The sequence below is a fragment of the Roseibium sp. FZY0029 genome, from assembly GCF_036350355.1.
GTDB lineage: Bacteria > Pseudomonadota > Alphaproteobacteria > Rhizobiales > Stappiaceae > Roseibium.
Genome location: NZ_JAZDVZ010000018.1, coordinates 15,410 through 30,150, shown reverse-complemented (window position 1 = coordinate 30,150; position 14,741 = coordinate 15,410). Strand labels below are relative to the sequence as shown.

The following is a 14,741-nucleotide window of genomic DNA, read 5'->3' as shown; positions in this document are numbered from 1 at the left end:
TGAACATGGACAATGATGATGCTGCCGAGATGTCCATCCTGCTGCTCAACTCCGGTCTGCTCACAAATGAAGACTTCGTATTCTAGATCAATTAGATCGAAACACAGCTATAAGCTAAAGATTTTCAACAGGTAGCGAATAGTGAGAGTGCAAGGATGCAGGGACTGTGAACAGCATCTGGAGGATAGGTAAAATACAGTAATGGTGCAAAAAGACAGTGCGGTGAGGCCTTGGAAAGTCGTTTCGAGCAAGACTCTGATCAAGGATCAATGGATCTACTTGCGGGCAGACTGTTGCCAACGCGCAGACGGATCGATTGTGGAGCCCTTTTACATCCAGGAAGCGCCGGATAGCGTGTGTGTGTTAGCGCTTACCTTGGATGGGATGGTTGTTGTAACCAACGAGTACCGTCACGGAGCCGCATCGGTAATTTCGGGTCTGCCCGGCGGCGTAGTAGATTCCTCCGATGCCGATCCACAAAGTGCCGCGGTGAGGGAGTTATTGGAGGAAACTGGCTACCGAGGTGATCAGATCGTTTGCGTAGGTTACACCTATGCAAACGCTGCTCGGCAGACCAACACAATTCATCATTATCTTGTAGAAAATGCAGTAAAAATCATGGAACAACGTCTGGATGACAACGAGGAAATTTCGGTGTCGTTACATTCATTAGAAACTGTGCGAGATCCGGGTTTCTTAAAACAGAGTTCCAGTGTCGCCTGCTTGTATCTGGCATTGGCATACCTGCAACACACCCCATTTCGCAGAGACTATGATGTTCCCAGCCTAGGTGCCAAGTAAAGTTGCGCGAGTCCACAAATGACATTGCGCGCTCACACTTCGAGTAATACGCCTTGTCCTGTGAGCGATACTTGAAGTGCGACTTCTGCGGATTGCAAGGGTAGGGGGCGTTCACTCATTGCGCCAGCATCTTCTCCCTGAAGACTTCGGCCGGTGTCTTCCAACCAAGGCATTTCCGGGGTGTCGCATTGAGCCGATCACAGATCCCTTTCAACTCAAGATCGGTGACCCGGCTCATATTGAGTTTGCGGGGAAGCCATCGTCGGGCACGTCGGTTGGCGTTTTCCACGGTGCCTTTCTGCCAGGGAGCAGATGGATCACAGAACCAGGTTTGTGTACCGATTTCCGCTTGAAGATGCGGCCAGGCCACAAACTCGGTTCCTCCATCGAACGTGAGATCGAACAGCTGGAACTGGCGCTGGAAGATCTGCTGGTTGCCGTCACAGAGAACGCCGGCACACCGATCGACGAAGGCCAGTGAAGTGGTCCTGGTTTTCCGGACAGGTCAGCGGCTTGTTTAAGGTGTATCCAGGTTGGTTTTCATGCCGCCAATTTCAGGTTTCTGTCAGCCCAATATGCCTCCCTCGTGGTTTTGTGCTCAAGGGCTGAATGAGGCCGTTCGGTGTTGTAAAATTTCATCCAGTTACGAATGACACCGTGCGCCTTGAAGCCGTCGGTCAGGTCTTCGAGATAAACCGCTTCCTGCTTCAAGGATCGCCACAGCCGTTCGATGAAGATGTTGTCCATGCACCGGCCACGACCGTCCATCGAGATGCGTATGCCAGCTTCGGTCAGTGTGGTGATCCAGGCCGATCCAGTGAACTGAGATCCCTGGTCCGTATTCATGATTTCAGGCGGTCCGAATCGGGCGATGGCCTCGTTCAAGGCTTCGACGCAGAAGTCGGCGTGCATCGTATTCGACAGCCGCCAGCTCAGGACTTTCCGCGTCGCCCAATCCATAATCGCAACCAGATACAGAAAACCGTGTTTCACGGGGATGAAGGTGATGTCCGAACACCAGACCTGGTTCGGCCGGCCGATCGTCATGCCCCGCAGCAAATAGGGATAAACCTTGTGCTGCGGATGCGGTTGGCTGGTTCGCGGCCGTTTGTAGATCGCTTCCAGTCCCATCTTCGCCATCAGACGGCGAACCCGTTGGCGGCCAACCACGATACCGTCGCGGCGCAAATAGGCCGCAATCTGTCGGCTTCCAAAGAACGGATATTTGGTGAAGGCCCGGTCGATGGCCTTCATCAGCTCCAGCGTTGCCCCGCTGACCCCGACTGGCATGTAGTAGAACGCCGCACGGCTCAGCTTTACTAATTTGCATTGCTGGCTGATGCTCAGATCCGGATGATCCCGGCGGATCATCGCCTTCTTCTTTGCCGGGCTCACTTCTTGAGCCCTTGCGCTAAAAAATCGTTCTCGACGCTCAGCCTCCCGATCTTGGCGTGCAATTCCTTAACCTCCGCTTCCGTCGGACCCTCGGATTTGCCTCCACGGGCCAACACATCCGCCATGCCTTCGACAGCCTGACGTTTCCACGTGCTCACCTGGTTCGGATGTACCTGATACTTGGCTGCGATCTCCTGGATCGTCTTGTCACCGCGCAATGCCTCTAGCGCGACCTTTGCTTTAAACGCGTCCGAAAAATTCCGGCGTTTCGCCATTCTCGAATCCCCTCAAATCAATGGGATACACCTTAGCAACCTGTCCGGATTTCCGGGACCACTTCAGCTGGGCTTGCTCTAAAATGCGGTAAGGATTGCTTGCCTGCGCCTATGATTGCGGATGTGTTCCTGGGGTGATGTCAGGTTAACTGCAGCTGAAACATTTGCGGATTTCTCGCGGTCATGAGCCACAGTTCTGTCAGCTACAAGCGCCATCGTTTCCCATCATCTGTGATCGCCCATGCGGTCTGGCTGTATTTTCGGTTTCCACTGAGCCTGCGCCTAGTAGAAGAAATGCTGTTGGAGCGCGGCATTATCGTTTCCTATGAGACGATCCGCTGTTGGGCAAAGAAGTTCGGGCCAGACTATGCTCGCCGCTTGCGTCGCAAAGCGCCGAACCCAACGGATGTATGGCATCTGGACGAGGTCGTGGTGACAATCGGCGGCCGCAAACACTGGCTCTGGCGTGCTGTCGACCAGGACGGCTATGTGCTCGACGAGATCGTCCAGGTACGCCGGAACACCAAGGCTGCAAAGCGTCTTCTGATCCGGCTGATGAAGAAGCAGGGATGCGTACCCAAGCGCATCGTCACGGACAAGCTTGGCTCCTATGGTGCTGCACGGCGCCAGATCATGCCGGCGGTCGAGCATCGATCACACAAGGGGTTGAACAATCGAGCCGAAAATTCGCACCTGCCACTGCGAAAACGGGAACAGGTTATGCAGCGGTTCCGTTCGTCAGGCGCGTTGCAACGTTTCATCAGCGTCTTCTCCGCAGTCCGAAATCTCTTCGTTCCAACCCACCTGAAAAAGACAGCCATCGACATCCACCTGCATCGTCTCTGGGCGTTCGCACATTGGAAAGGCATGGCCGGGATCGCCGTATGATCACTTCAAGCCAGTCGAATCCACACTCCTCCGCGTTAACCTGACATCACCGTTCCTGGATCTATCCCCGTGGGGAGGTGCGATTGGATTGTTTGGGTTGTTTGGCAGTTACCTGTGGCGCAAATCGGTCCCCGCCGAAATTGCTCATTAAAATGTACTCCAGCTCTAACAGCTCTTCTTATTGTTATATTAAAAGTTGTCTATGAATGATCATGCAACCCCTACGCATCATATGGACGCGAACATGGCCTCCTCCATCACGATACAATCGCCGGTAAATCTTGCTCAGCAACATGCGGCCGCTTCGGCAAAAGTGAGGGCGTTGACGACAGACCAGCAAGCTCCGGAAGAGCAAGTAGAGAGTGGAATTGATCAGACCGGAAATATCAAGGAAATCAAAAGTCCATCTCCTAGAGACGATTCTGTCTTTCAAGCAAAGGCAGATGCTGAATTAAGGCTGATAACAGCTAAAGGCCGCCAAAATTCAGCCAAGATCAGAGATTTTTTAAGGGAACAAGTCGCCTTCCTGGAGAAGACCGATCCGGTTCCGGCACGAGTTCTTGAGGGGGATGAAGCAGAGGAAGCCAGAAGACTTATTTCAACGCTCCGGGCCAATATCGTCACAGAGGATGGTATGAAAGGGTACATTGTAGATGATCTACGATATGACCTCCGTCCGGATGGTACCATCACTGTTAACGTAGCCGCCGTCCCAAGCAGCGAAGCTCAAAAGCAAGAACGGTTATCTGGATTTAGTGACACCCTGACCAGGCTGGAAAGCCTGACCGGAGGTTTGTCGCAAGAGCAGCTTCAGAAGAATGTTGCCTCCGCTCAACAAGCTTTGGAATTAGCGCAATCGGCACAGACCATCGATATTCAGGTCTAAGGAACTTTCTAATTCGGTTTCCCGACGCTCCACTGATCGGTATCGTTGAGATCGAACTCAAGGAAATAACTTACCTCTCCCGCAAAGCATGAGCTATCTGATCCCGTATCGGCTTCACCAGGTAGCTGAGCACGGTCCTGTCACCGGTCTGCAGGAACGTCTCGACAGGCATGCCCGGCACAAGGGCCTGGTCGCCAAGTTTGGTGAGTTCGCTCTCATCGATCACAAGCCGGGCAACGTAGAAACTCATGCCCGTTCGCTCGTCCTGGTTCAAATCCGCGGAGATGGTCAGCAGATCCGCGTTCAGTTCCGGCGTTGTTCGCTGATCAAAGCTGGGGAACCGAATCCTGGCGTGTTGGCCCGGGGACATCTGATCGATATCGACCGGCCGAACCTGGGTTTCCACGATGAGTTGGTCTTCACGCGGCACAATCTGCATGATGGTTTCACCGGGAGCGATGACACCACCAATCGTGTGGACGGCGAGCTGGTGAACATAGCCGTTGCGCGGGGCCAGAATATCGACACGGGTCAGCTCGTCTTCTGCCGCGATTTTCTGTTCTTCAAGCTGGGCGATGCGGGAGCGGACTTCCTGCAGGTTTTCCAGGACCTCGGCCCGGTAAGTTTCCTCGATTTGAAGGATCTGGATTTGCCGCTCGCTAATCGCTTCCCTGGTGCGCGCAATCAGGGCAATCAGGTTGCCATATTCCCCGTCCAGACGCGCCTTTTCGCGGCGAAGTGCCGTTACGCGGCTCTTTGACACCAGCTGCTTGTCCAGAAGGCCACCGAGATCACCAAGCTCTTCGCCGATCAGTTCAATTTCGGATGTCTTGGCCGCAACTTGCGCTTCGAGGCCTTCGGTCTGCTTGTTGAACTGACGGATCTGCTCTTCAAGCTGGTTCTTTCGGCCTTCCTTGGAATTTTGCCGAGCTTCCAGCAGAAGCTGCTGACCCCTTTCAACGTCACCAAGACTGGCGACACGCTGTTCAGGCCATTCAATGGCTCGCAGGTCGTCTCGTTCTGCTGCAAGGCGCAACTCCTGCGCAGTCAGGTCGGTCAACTGTTTGGTGATGACCGCGTGATTGGCGCGGGTCACCGTGTCGTCCAGTCTGATCAAAAGATCCCCGGCCTCAACAACGTCACCATTTTTCACGCGGATATCACGAACAATTCCGCCTTCCCGGTGCTGGACCTGTTTGATGTTGCTCTCAACGACGATTGTACCGGAGGACACAACCGCACCGGAGATTTCTGTAAAGGCTGCCCAGCCACCGATTCCGCCGATGATGACGATGGTCAACAGGAGCGCAAACAGCATGTGATTGCGCACCGTGTGACGCAACAAGTCATCGGCGTTGCTAGAGCTGGTTTGCTCTGGAGCCTTGATCTGATCAGACATCGTCATCCCCTCGCACCGACACTGGTGCGCGTGTTGGGAACAGGCTGGACCACTTGCTTGAGCACTTCGTCCTTCGGTCCAAACCCGGCCATCTTGCCGTCTTTCAGGCAAAGGATCTTGTCGACCATTGCAATTGCGCTTGGACGATGGGCGATCACGACGACAATGGATCCCTTGTCTCGCATAGCCTTGATGGCTCCCGACAGGGCTCCGTCGCCTTCTGCATCCAGGTTGGAATTCGGCTCATCCAGAACGACAAGGAAGGGATTGCCATAAAGCGCCCTCGCCAGCGCGATACGTTGCCGCTGCCCGGCAGACAGCATGCGGCCGCTGCGGCCAATAACAGTGTTGTAGCCTTCCGGAAGGCCGACGATCAGATCGTGCACATCAGCCAGCTGTGCCGCCTCAATGATGAGGTCAGGCGATGCATTTGTTCGGAACCGGGCAATGTTGTCGGCGATGGTGCCATCAAAGAGCTGAAGATCCTGAGGCAGATAGCCAATGAACTCTCCGCGTTTCGCGCTCGGCCACTGGCCAAGCTCGGCCCCGTCGTAACGAATGACACCCTTGAGTGGCGCGAGAGCGCCCACCAGAGCCCGCGCAAAAGTAGACTTGCCGGATCCGGAAGGACCGATCACTCCAAGGCCCTCCCCGGCCTCAAGGTCGAGCGATACACCTTGGACAAAAGGCACGGTCTCGCCGAATGGGCCGCAAAACACCTGCTCAACGGAAATCTTCTTTGTCGGCAACGGCAGATCCATCTTGTCGGCCTCGGTCTCGGCAACCGACAAAACCTCACGCAAACGCCTTAAAGATTGGCGGCAGGCAACAAACCCGCGCCATTGGGAGACAGCCTGCTCGATAGGCGACAGTGCTCTCGAGGTCATGATGGATGCGGCAATCATGACGCCGGGTGTAATTTCCTGCTTGATTGCCAGCCACGCGCCAACACCAAGAATGGCTGACTGGAGAATGAAGCGGATGGTTTTGATCGCTGTGCCGAACAGACCGGTGCGGTCGGCAGCTCGGCGCTGTGTTGCCAGATAGTCGCCGTTCTGCGTCTCCCATCGGGATGTCAGGGCATCCTGCATGCCCATCGCAGTAACGACCTCGGAATTCCGCTGCCCGATTTCTACATCAGCGGAGCGGCGCCCTGCATGGCTGGCAGCTTCTTGTGCCGGCGTCCTGGACATAAATTCATTCAAGGCGATCAGGACAACGATCACCAAGGCGCCGCCAAGCCCCACAAACCCAAGGACCGGGTGAAACAGAAATACGATCCCGAGATACAGCGGCAGCCACGGAATATCGAAAATGGCCGCGGGCCCAGGTCCGGACAGGAATTGCCTTACCGTATCCAGATCCTGCACCGGACGCAGTTTGGCAGCTTTGCGTCCCAGGCGTACCGGAAGGACATTCGAGATGCGGTAGACGATCCCGGACAGTCTTGCATCGACCCGCTGCCCCAATCGGGCCAAAAGCCTGCTGCGCACACCCTCAAGAAGGCCGTAAAAAGCATAGAGCACGATGGCCAGCGCACCGATCGCAACAAGTGTCGGAATGGATCCGCTGGCAAGCACACGGTCGTAGACCTGAAGCATAAAGACAGGTCCGGTCAGCATCAGGATGTTGATCACGAAGCTGACGACCGCGACGCCCCAAAAGGCCGCATAGACCGGGCGGAAGGCCAAGGTAACTGGGTTCTCCCTCGACGCCTGGGAACCAGAAGAAGATTGCTTGGAGTTTGACATGGGTTTCAAAGGTCTTTGGGGAGCCAGCCGAAGCGGATCCGCGTGAAAAATAGGGTACTAAAACGTGCCATAATGTAATGTCGTGACTGATGTGTCAGACACGCTCAGTTTCGATTATACCAACTGGAAGTTGTCTGGGTATAACTAGTTAATGAACACGTTTTGAAGTGTGATGAAGGTATAGTCATTATTCATTGCAATTGCCTATTCCACTGGGTTCTGTTGCAAAGTATATGTGTGCCTCAGAAAGCCTATCTGGCTGAAATACTTATCCAGTGAATTGAATCGCGGTAGATTTCCTTAATTGGTTAAATTGATCTGTCTGGATCATTATGTGTAGTTCATTCCCAACTAAATCTACTGTTGCTGAATCCAACTATTTGAAAGGCAAATCCGAGCTAGCGTGTTTCTGCGTGAATACTTTGAACCTACCGCATTATGCTCATTGAGGTTTGGTCGATTGCACGGCAAACAACCATCACTTGCGGGTGTTCTTGTTGAACAAATCACGTGTATTAGGCCCATTTTGTCAATAACAATCTTGTGCGGCCAGTATGAATTGCAAATTGCTTTCGCGAAATATGCTTTGCCTGCAGCTTCGTGATTATTTAAAATCATGTGAACTCTGTTCCTTGTCAGTTGCGAAATGCTGATAGGCTCATTGGTCTTTAATCTTCACGTAGGTATCGTCGTTTCCTCTCGGACCCTGCGTCGCAGTTTTCTGGTGAAGTGCTTCTTTGACAATAGCACCGGCACATTTCTGCACTTATCTCCCGAGTTTCTCATAATCTAAATCGACACCTTGTTCGACCATGATATCTTCCAGGTTGAGATGGGATACTGCTTAGTGAGCGAAGAATTACACGGCCTAGAGACAGGTCTCATAGTATTTGCTATTTGAAATTTATCAAATCTTCAATCCTGCTGTGGCCAAAATAACCAGTCAAAATTGACCTGCAAAGTTTGGCAATGCAACTGAAATCAGAAACATTGCAACACAGCGAAGCAAAGTTTGACACCTTTGGGTATTCCGGTTGGGTGTTAAGGCTGCAAAAAAACCAATAATATCAATATATTGATTAAAATTAATTAACTCTTAATCCTTTAAACTTGCATTTTTAAAAGCAATTTAGTGATATACGATGAGATCAGCCGATGTCGAATATTTTTCGGCGTTTGGCTTAAAGATTCGGATTTTATATTATTATCAGGTATTTGATTGGGGGACGCGTCATGCCGGTTGCAAATCTCACACAATTCGAAGCGGGTTCTGTCTATGAGCTTTTTGACATAGAGCTCGCTGGCTCGACTATTATCTCTGGTACAACCACGTCTGCTGTGCTGCAGAGACCGTCTTCCGCAATTGAGATTCGACTAACCGGAACTGGCTTTGCCTATGACGGCACGCCGACATTCAATAGCGGTGAATCAGCGACGTCCGGGACCATAAGCCAGTTGGAGTTTTGGGATGGCAGCAACCTTGTTCTTCGAGTTACAGGTCTGTCGATTTTAGCGGTAGCGCTTCAGTCCGCCCTCGAGGACATCGACACTGGCGGCGACTATGCGGCCTTTAACGCAATCTTTGATGCCTACACGATCAATTACGACGGCACGGCTGTGCCGTTTGAGGCACCTATTGACGTCGTGGGGTCGGCAGGTGCAGATTCTTATGCCTTGGGGCTTGGTGACTATTTCATCTCGCCTGGAGATGGCGCGGATACGATCAATGCCGGTACGACATCCAGTTACACGCAAATAAATTACAGCGATTTGTCTGGCGGTGGAATTACGGTCAACTGGGCCGCGGGGACAATTATAGATCCAGGCGGGAGCACCGATACGTTCACTGGTCGAGTTGACGCGGTTCGCGGAACAAATGCTGTCGATACTGTTAACGGTGACGACAATAATAACATGTTTCGCGGACTTGGTGGCAACGATTTCTTTGACGGCGGTGGCGGAACTGACGAGGTGCGGTATGACCGCGATGCGAACAATGGAGGCACAAGTGGTGTCACCGTTAATTTGGCAACCGGCATCGCGACCGACGGCTTTGGCGATACTGATACGCTCGTCAGCGTTGAACGCGTGCGGGGTACAGACTTCGCGGATCTTCTTATCGGCAACGACAGCAATAATCGGATAATCGGTTTCGATGGCGACGATACGCTGCGTGGCGCTGGTGGGGATGATGAGTTGGATGGTGGGGCTGGCAACGATATAATTTTTACCGGCAGCGGCGACAACTATGTCAACGGTAGCATTGGCGACGATACAATAAACGTCGAAACCGGAATTGGTGTGTACATTGGTTATCATGATCTGGATGCCGACATTACCGTGCAGGTTTCCGGAACGGGTGCCAGCGTGTTCAAAGGCGCAAATGGTACCGACACGATTTTGGGCCTCGGGAATCTTGACTACGATATCGGCGGGAATGGCTTCGAAGGGACATCTTTCGGTGACAGCTTTACGGTTAATGGTCTTGTTGATCAGTTCACGGGTATTGCTAGCAGAGGTGGAGACGACACGATCACTAATTCCGGAGCGGGATTTGTGCGCGCTGATTATCGTCCCGATGGCAATAATTCTGGATCCGGTATTACCTATATTAGTGATGATGGGAATGGTGTTAGCGGTACGGTGACCGGGGCAGGCACCGGTGTAGATACATTGGTGAATTTGAACGAAATCCGTGGCACTGATTTCGACGATACATTCACCGGTGGAAGCGGTGACGAACGGTTTATCCTGCGCGGTGGCAACGATACTGTGAATGGTGGTGGCGGCACCGATATGGTCCGCTTCGACCGCAACGGCATGGGAGCGGTGACAGTCAACCTTTCGGCCGGAACAGCGACTGGACTTTTCAACGGCACTTCATTTTCCCATACTCTCAGCAACATCGAGATCATTCGCGGTTCGAATGATTTTGGCGATACAATCACAGGATCAGGCGCTAACGAAACTCTCGATGGTCGCGGTGGCAATGACATCATAAACGGAGGGTCGGGCAACGACATCCTTTCTGGAGGGGATGGAAACGACACCATGACCGGTGGCTTGGGCAATGACACATTTTATGTCGATAGTTCAGGTGACGTGGTCGTTGAGGACACTGCGGGAGGGACTGATCTTGTCTACACTTCCATCAGCTTGACCCTGGCTGCCAATGTAGAAAACGGTATTTTGACGGGAACTGCTGGAACTTTCATTGCCGGTAACGAACTGGCGAATACGATCGTTGGCAACATTGGTAATAACATCCTCAATGGCCGTGGTGGTGCTGACAGGATGTTTGGCGGAACTGGAGACGATATATATATCGTCGAGAATTCAGGCGACTTGGTTGGCGAAGGTCTCAACGCAGGTGACGACACCATTCAAACGTTGGTATCCCTTAACTTGGCTGCGAACGTGGAAAACCTGCAGATGTTGGGGAGTGGGAACATTAATGCTGGCGGCAACAACCTAAACAACACGATGGTTGGCAACGCTGGCAATAATATCATGAATGGTGGAAGCGGCAATGATGTCATTGTAGGCGACAGCGGTAATGACACACTTGTGGGAGCTGCCGGCAATGACGCCCTTAATGGTGGAACAGGCAACGACAATATGGCAGGCGGGGCCGGAAATGACACCTATTACGTCGACTCAGTAAATGACACAGTTGTCGAAATTACTTCAGAGGGCACAGATATTATTCGGACCACAGTCAGCTTAACGTTGGCAGAGAATGTCGAAAATGGGCAGATCTGGAGTTCCGCGGCACTTTACCTTGCTGGAAACGAATTGGATAATACACTTCTTGGCAACGCTGCGGTTAATACCTTGAACGGCCGGGCTGGTGCGGATCGGATGTTCGGGTATGGCGGAAACGATACATATGTGGTCGATGATGCTGGTGACGTTGTCGGCGAGGCGGCGGGTAACGGCATCGACACGGTGCTCACGGCAGTCAGCCGGAACCTGGATGCCAATGTCGAGCGGATGACGCTTTTAGGGACAGGCAATATCAACGCTGGTGGTAACGAACTCGACAATGTAATCATTGGAAATGGCGGATCTAACCGGATCAATGCGTCGACAGGCAATGACACAATCAAGGGAGATGGAGGAGCCGACTATCTGACCGGCGCTGCGGGAAATGACACGTTCGTCTTTTCGGCGCTCACAGACAGCGGATCTTCGAGCTTGACGCGGGACAGGATCCTCGACTTCACCATCGGAGAAGACACGATCTATCTGGCCTCGATTGATGCGAATCTGGTGTCTGCCGGCAATCAAGCCTTCGCGCTAGATACCGACAATAGTTTTTCGGCCGGTGAGATCCGTCAGACGCAGTATGGGGCTAATCTTCTGCTTGAAATGAATGTCGACAATGATGAGATAGCGGAAATGTCTATTTTGTTGCTGAATTCTGGATTCCTCTCCAACGACGATTTTGTTTTCTAGCGCAGAGGCGGCTTATTCTTAATTATACTCTGCTACCTCAAAAATAGTACTCATACTTGAGTGGTGAATGCTGAGACCATGCGCCCTGAGATACCTATCAAACGAATGACAATCCGTTTGGAGGGCAGGCGTGTCGGCGAGGCTGACTGCAGCGGTGGCGACAATACGTGTCGACTTCCGCAGTTATGTCGAGTGATCGCTGCTCAAGTACCGCAGGTGGCAAGGAATTACCACCTGCGAGCTCCGCGTAGCCGGAAGGGTATTATGGCTTGGCAGCGCTGGTGAAGAACGTACGCCTCAGGTGAAGCTTGCTGTTACCCATAAGTTGTGCTTGGTCTGATTTACCCTATTGATCTCGAAGAATCGGCCGTGATTCATTCTCTGGCACCTTCAGGTAACAGGGTGCGATTATGGAGCATGATTGGGTGGAAACAGAAACATCCGGGTGTGATCTCGGCGATGCACGACTTAATCGCCGCTTGGGATCGATGCTCACCGCGCTGGCTGAGCGGCCGGGGAAATCTCTGCCCACGGCGTTGCAGGACTGGTCGAATACCAAGGCGGCATACCGGTTCTTCGCGAACGGAAACGTCAGCGAAGACAAAATTCTTGAGGGCCATTTTTCTGCTTCCAGCGAACGTTTTCAAGCGACCTCAGGGCCGATCCTGATCCTGCAGGACACAACAGAGTTTTCCTTCACACGGACGGCTCCTGAAAAAATCGGGTTCACCAAGTCCTCAACTGGCCGGAAGGAAAAGGACGGACGTTTCCGCCAACACACTCTTTGCGTCCTGTTGATGCATGCCAGTCTGGCCATCACACTGGAAGGGCTTCCTCTCGGTATGACAGCGGCCAAGTTCTGGTCGCGCGCCAAGTTCAAGGGGACCGCAGCGCTCAAGCGCAAAGTTAATCCGACGCGGGTACCGATCGAACAGAAGGAAAGCATGCGCTGGCTCGACAATCAGCGACGATCTTGCGACCTGACCGGCGCACCTGAGCGCTGCATACATGTCGGAGATCGGGAAAGCGACATTTACGTGCTCTATTGTCTGGCGGAGGAACTCGGAACGAGTTTTTTGGTCAGGAGCTGTGCCGACCACCTGGCCGAAGATGGCGACACGACCATCGCCCGTGTAATGGCAGCAACCCAATCCAGCGGCAGGCACGAAGTCCGGTTCCGCGATGCTAAGGGCAAGACGCAGCGGGCCGCGCTCGTTGTCCGGCACGCCACGATGACCGTTCGCCCGCCAATAGGAAAGCAAAAGCGATACAGGTATCAGCAGCTCCAGATCATCCATGCCGAGGAACTCAACCCGCCGGAAGACCGGGCACCCATCTTGTGGAAGTTGATCACGAACCTGCCTGTCGAGACTCATGCCGATGCTGTCAGCAAGCTCGAATGGTATTGCCCTGCGCTGGAAGATCGAGACCTTCTTCAGAACCCTGAAGACCGGATGCCGTATCGAAGAGTTACGCCTCACCACGGCTGACCGATTGGCAAACTGCATAGGCCCTGTGCTGCGTTGTGGTTTGGCGCGTCTCATGGCTCACGATGCTCGGGCGCGATGCCCCAGATGCATGTCCTGCTACTGTATTCACGGACATCGAGTGCCGTCTGCTTGAGCGCTCAACTCCAGAAAACAAATCCAAGCCCCAGCGAGACCTAGATTTTTACCTTAGGGCAGTCGCTCGGCTCGGAGGTTATCTTGATCGAGCCTCCGAGCCGCCACCGGGAACAACCGTCATATGGCGAGGCTTCTCCCGTCTCGCCGATCTCGTCGAAGGGGCCCGCATCGTGCAACAGCCATATCGTGAACAATGAACTTATGGGTAACAGCAACCTTGGCCGGATGCTTACGATGTACCTGATATTTGGCTGCGATCTCCCGGATCGTCTTGTCACCGCGCAATGCCTCAAGCGCGACCTTCGTTTTAAACGCGTCCGAAAAATTCCGGCGTTTCGCCATTCTCGTATCCCTTCAAATCAATGGGATACACCTTAGCAACCTGTCTGGATTTCCGGGACCACTTCAACCAAAACTTGGCCGCCATCAAACCCAACGCAATATCCGCAAGGATAAGCGTAAGCGATGGCAGCGTCACGCCAATTTTCCGCTTGACGGTGTGATGTTTTACTTGGCAGCAGGATCGTTGATCCGGCTTTTGGAATGATGCCGCATTACCAATGCCGAAGATTCCGAACGTTATATTCGTGCCCGGTGTAACATAAACGCTTCAGCATATCGGGAGCCACTGGCTACGCCTCGCACAGCGGCTAGGCCCCTTATGGCGTCGTCGCTACGGGGAAAAGGAAATGGCTGTATCTCATCGCCAAACATTTTGGCAATACGAATTTTTTCTTCTAGATGGGGTGTAATATCTGCAAAAACATCCGCTCTGAATGGTTCAGCGTTCCGCACACATGCATCCGTTTCCGACAAGGTCTCATAGGACAGGACCCAGCGGGGAGTTGGATAGCGGAACCATTTTGCACATGCACCGGCAGCATCATGAACTACTCGATGATCAGAATGGGCGTCGCCCCTGTGCGGCAACAAGAGAATCTCTGGTTCGACTTTTTGGACGACGCTGCCAATAGCTCCGACAAGTTCGCCAAGTGGAAGTATGTCCAATTGCGCAGTTGCAAAGCCCAGGCGATGCACAGCGGTGAAGCCAAATGCTTCGCTTACGTTAGCTATTTCGTTTTCCCGCCGCTTCACTTTTTCTAGTGGCCAGCCGTCAGCTTCGCAGATTTTGGTGACAATCAACCAATGAATGGGGCGGTCAGCGTCGTGGGCGCGCAGGAGGAATCCACCGGCACCGAGCGTTTCGTCATCAGGATGTGGGGCGACGACCAACACAGGCTTGTTGCTGCTTTCTATCAAATC

General features: G+C 53.0%; 11 protein-coding genes and 1 pseudogene. 7 read left to right on the top strand and 5 right to left on the bottom strand.

The features are described from left to right. The first annotated feature begins 201 nt into the window (after positions 1 to 201). The gene (locus V1T76_RS28820) at positions 202 to 801 is read left to right on the top strand and encodes an NUDIX hydrolase (protein ID WP_330564110.1); all 600 of its coding nucleotides are present in this window, start codon (positions 202 to 204) and stop codon (positions 799 to 801) included. Positions 802 to 916: 115 nt separating this feature from the next. Here the strand turns inward: V1T76_RS28820 and V1T76_RS28815 are convergent. Next, positions 917 to 1,198 (bottom strand): annotated as a pseudogene (locus tag V1T76_RS28815) (IS30 family transposase); the annotation flags it as partial. Between V1T76_RS28815 and V1T76_RS28810 the strand changes: the two are divergent. Further along, complete coding sequence (locus V1T76_RS28810; protein ID WP_330564111.1) at positions 1,151 to 1,282, top strand: hypothetical protein; 132 nt, start codon at positions 1,151 to 1,153, stop codon at positions 1,280 to 1,282. The pseudogene V1T76_RS28815 and the gene V1T76_RS28810 overlap by 48 nt on opposite strands. 59 nt (positions 1,283 to 1,341) lie before the next feature. On the opposite strand, the gene V1T76_RS28805 is transcribed toward V1T76_RS28810, so the two are convergent. Then, a protein-coding gene (locus V1T76_RS28805) for an IS3 family transposase (RefSeq protein ID WP_442970201.1) occupies positions 1,342 to 2,471 on the bottom strand; the annotation gives its coding sequence in 2 pieces (ribosomal slippage) (positions 1,342 to 2,198 and positions 2,198 to 2,471; 1,131 coding nt in all). Positions 2,472 to 2,654: 183 nt separating this feature from the next. Between V1T76_RS28805 and V1T76_RS28800 the strand changes: the two genes are divergently transcribed. Both V1T76_RS28800 and V1T76_RS28795 read left to right on the top strand, forming a co-directional pair. Then, positions 2,655 to 3,359: an IS6 family transposase gene (locus V1T76_RS28800; RefSeq protein WP_330564107.1), complete on the top strand. Its 705-nt coding sequence runs from the start codon at positions 2,655 to 2,657 to the stop codon at positions 3,357 to 3,359. A 244-nt stretch (positions 3,360 to 3,603) separates the two neighbouring features. After that, positions 3,604 to 4,245 carry a hypothetical protein gene (locus V1T76_RS28795; RefSeq protein ID WP_330564106.1) on the top strand — a complete coding sequence of 214 codons (642 nt, stop codon included), beginning with the start codon at positions 3,604 to 3,606 and terminating at the stop codon, positions 4,243 to 4,245. Between the two features lie 70 nt (positions 4,246 to 4,315). On the opposite strand, the gene V1T76_RS28790 is transcribed toward V1T76_RS28795, so the two are convergent. Together V1T76_RS28790 and V1T76_RS28785 are read right to left on the bottom strand one after the other, a co-directional pair. Continuing rightward, positions 4,316 to 5,644 carry an HlyD family type I secretion periplasmic adaptor subunit gene (locus V1T76_RS28790; RefSeq protein ID WP_330564105.1) on the bottom strand — a complete coding sequence of 443 codons (1,329 nt, stop codon included), beginning with the start codon at positions 5,642 to 5,644 and terminating at the stop codon, positions 4,316 to 4,318. A gap of 2 nt (positions 5,645 to 5,646) precedes the next feature. Beyond that, positions 5,647 to 7,335, bottom strand: a complete 1,689-nt coding sequence (locus V1T76_RS28785; RefSeq protein ID WP_330564104.1) for a type I secretion system permease/ATPase — start codon at positions 7,333 to 7,335, stop codon at positions 5,647 to 5,649. A 1,293-nt stretch (positions 7,336 to 8,628) separates the two neighbouring features. Here V1T76_RS28785 and V1T76_RS28780 point away from each other — a divergent pair. The 3 genes from V1T76_RS28780 to V1T76_RS28770 all read left to right on the top strand — a co-directional run bounded on the left by V1T76_RS28780 (position 8,629) and on the right by V1T76_RS28770 (position 13,675). Next, entirely contained in the window at positions 8,629 to 11,853 is a 3,225-nt protein-coding gene (locus tag V1T76_RS28780; RefSeq protein WP_330564103.1) for a beta strand repeat-containing protein, read from the top strand. A 410-nt stretch (positions 11,854 to 12,263) separates the two neighbouring features. Further along, positions 12,264 to 13,343 (top strand): IS4 family transposase, encoded by a 1,080-nt coding sequence (locus V1T76_RS28775; protein ID WP_330564102.1) that lies wholly within the window; start codon positions 12,264 to 12,266, stop codon positions 13,341 to 13,343. Between the two features lie 62 nt (positions 13,344 to 13,405). Further along, complete coding sequence (locus V1T76_RS28770) at positions 13,406 to 13,675, top strand: IS4 family transposase (RefSeq protein ID WP_330564101.1); 270 nt, start codon at positions 13,406 to 13,408, stop codon at positions 13,673 to 13,675. Between the two features lie 382 nt (positions 13,676 to 14,057). On the opposite strand, the gene V1T76_RS28760 is transcribed toward V1T76_RS28770, so the two are convergent. Beyond that, positions 14,058 to 14,738, bottom strand: a complete 681-nt coding sequence (locus tag V1T76_RS28760) for a PIG-L deacetylase family protein (RefSeq protein WP_330564100.1) — start codon at positions 14,736 to 14,738, stop codon at positions 14,058 to 14,060. Positions 14,739 to 14,741 lie beyond the last annotated feature (3 nt).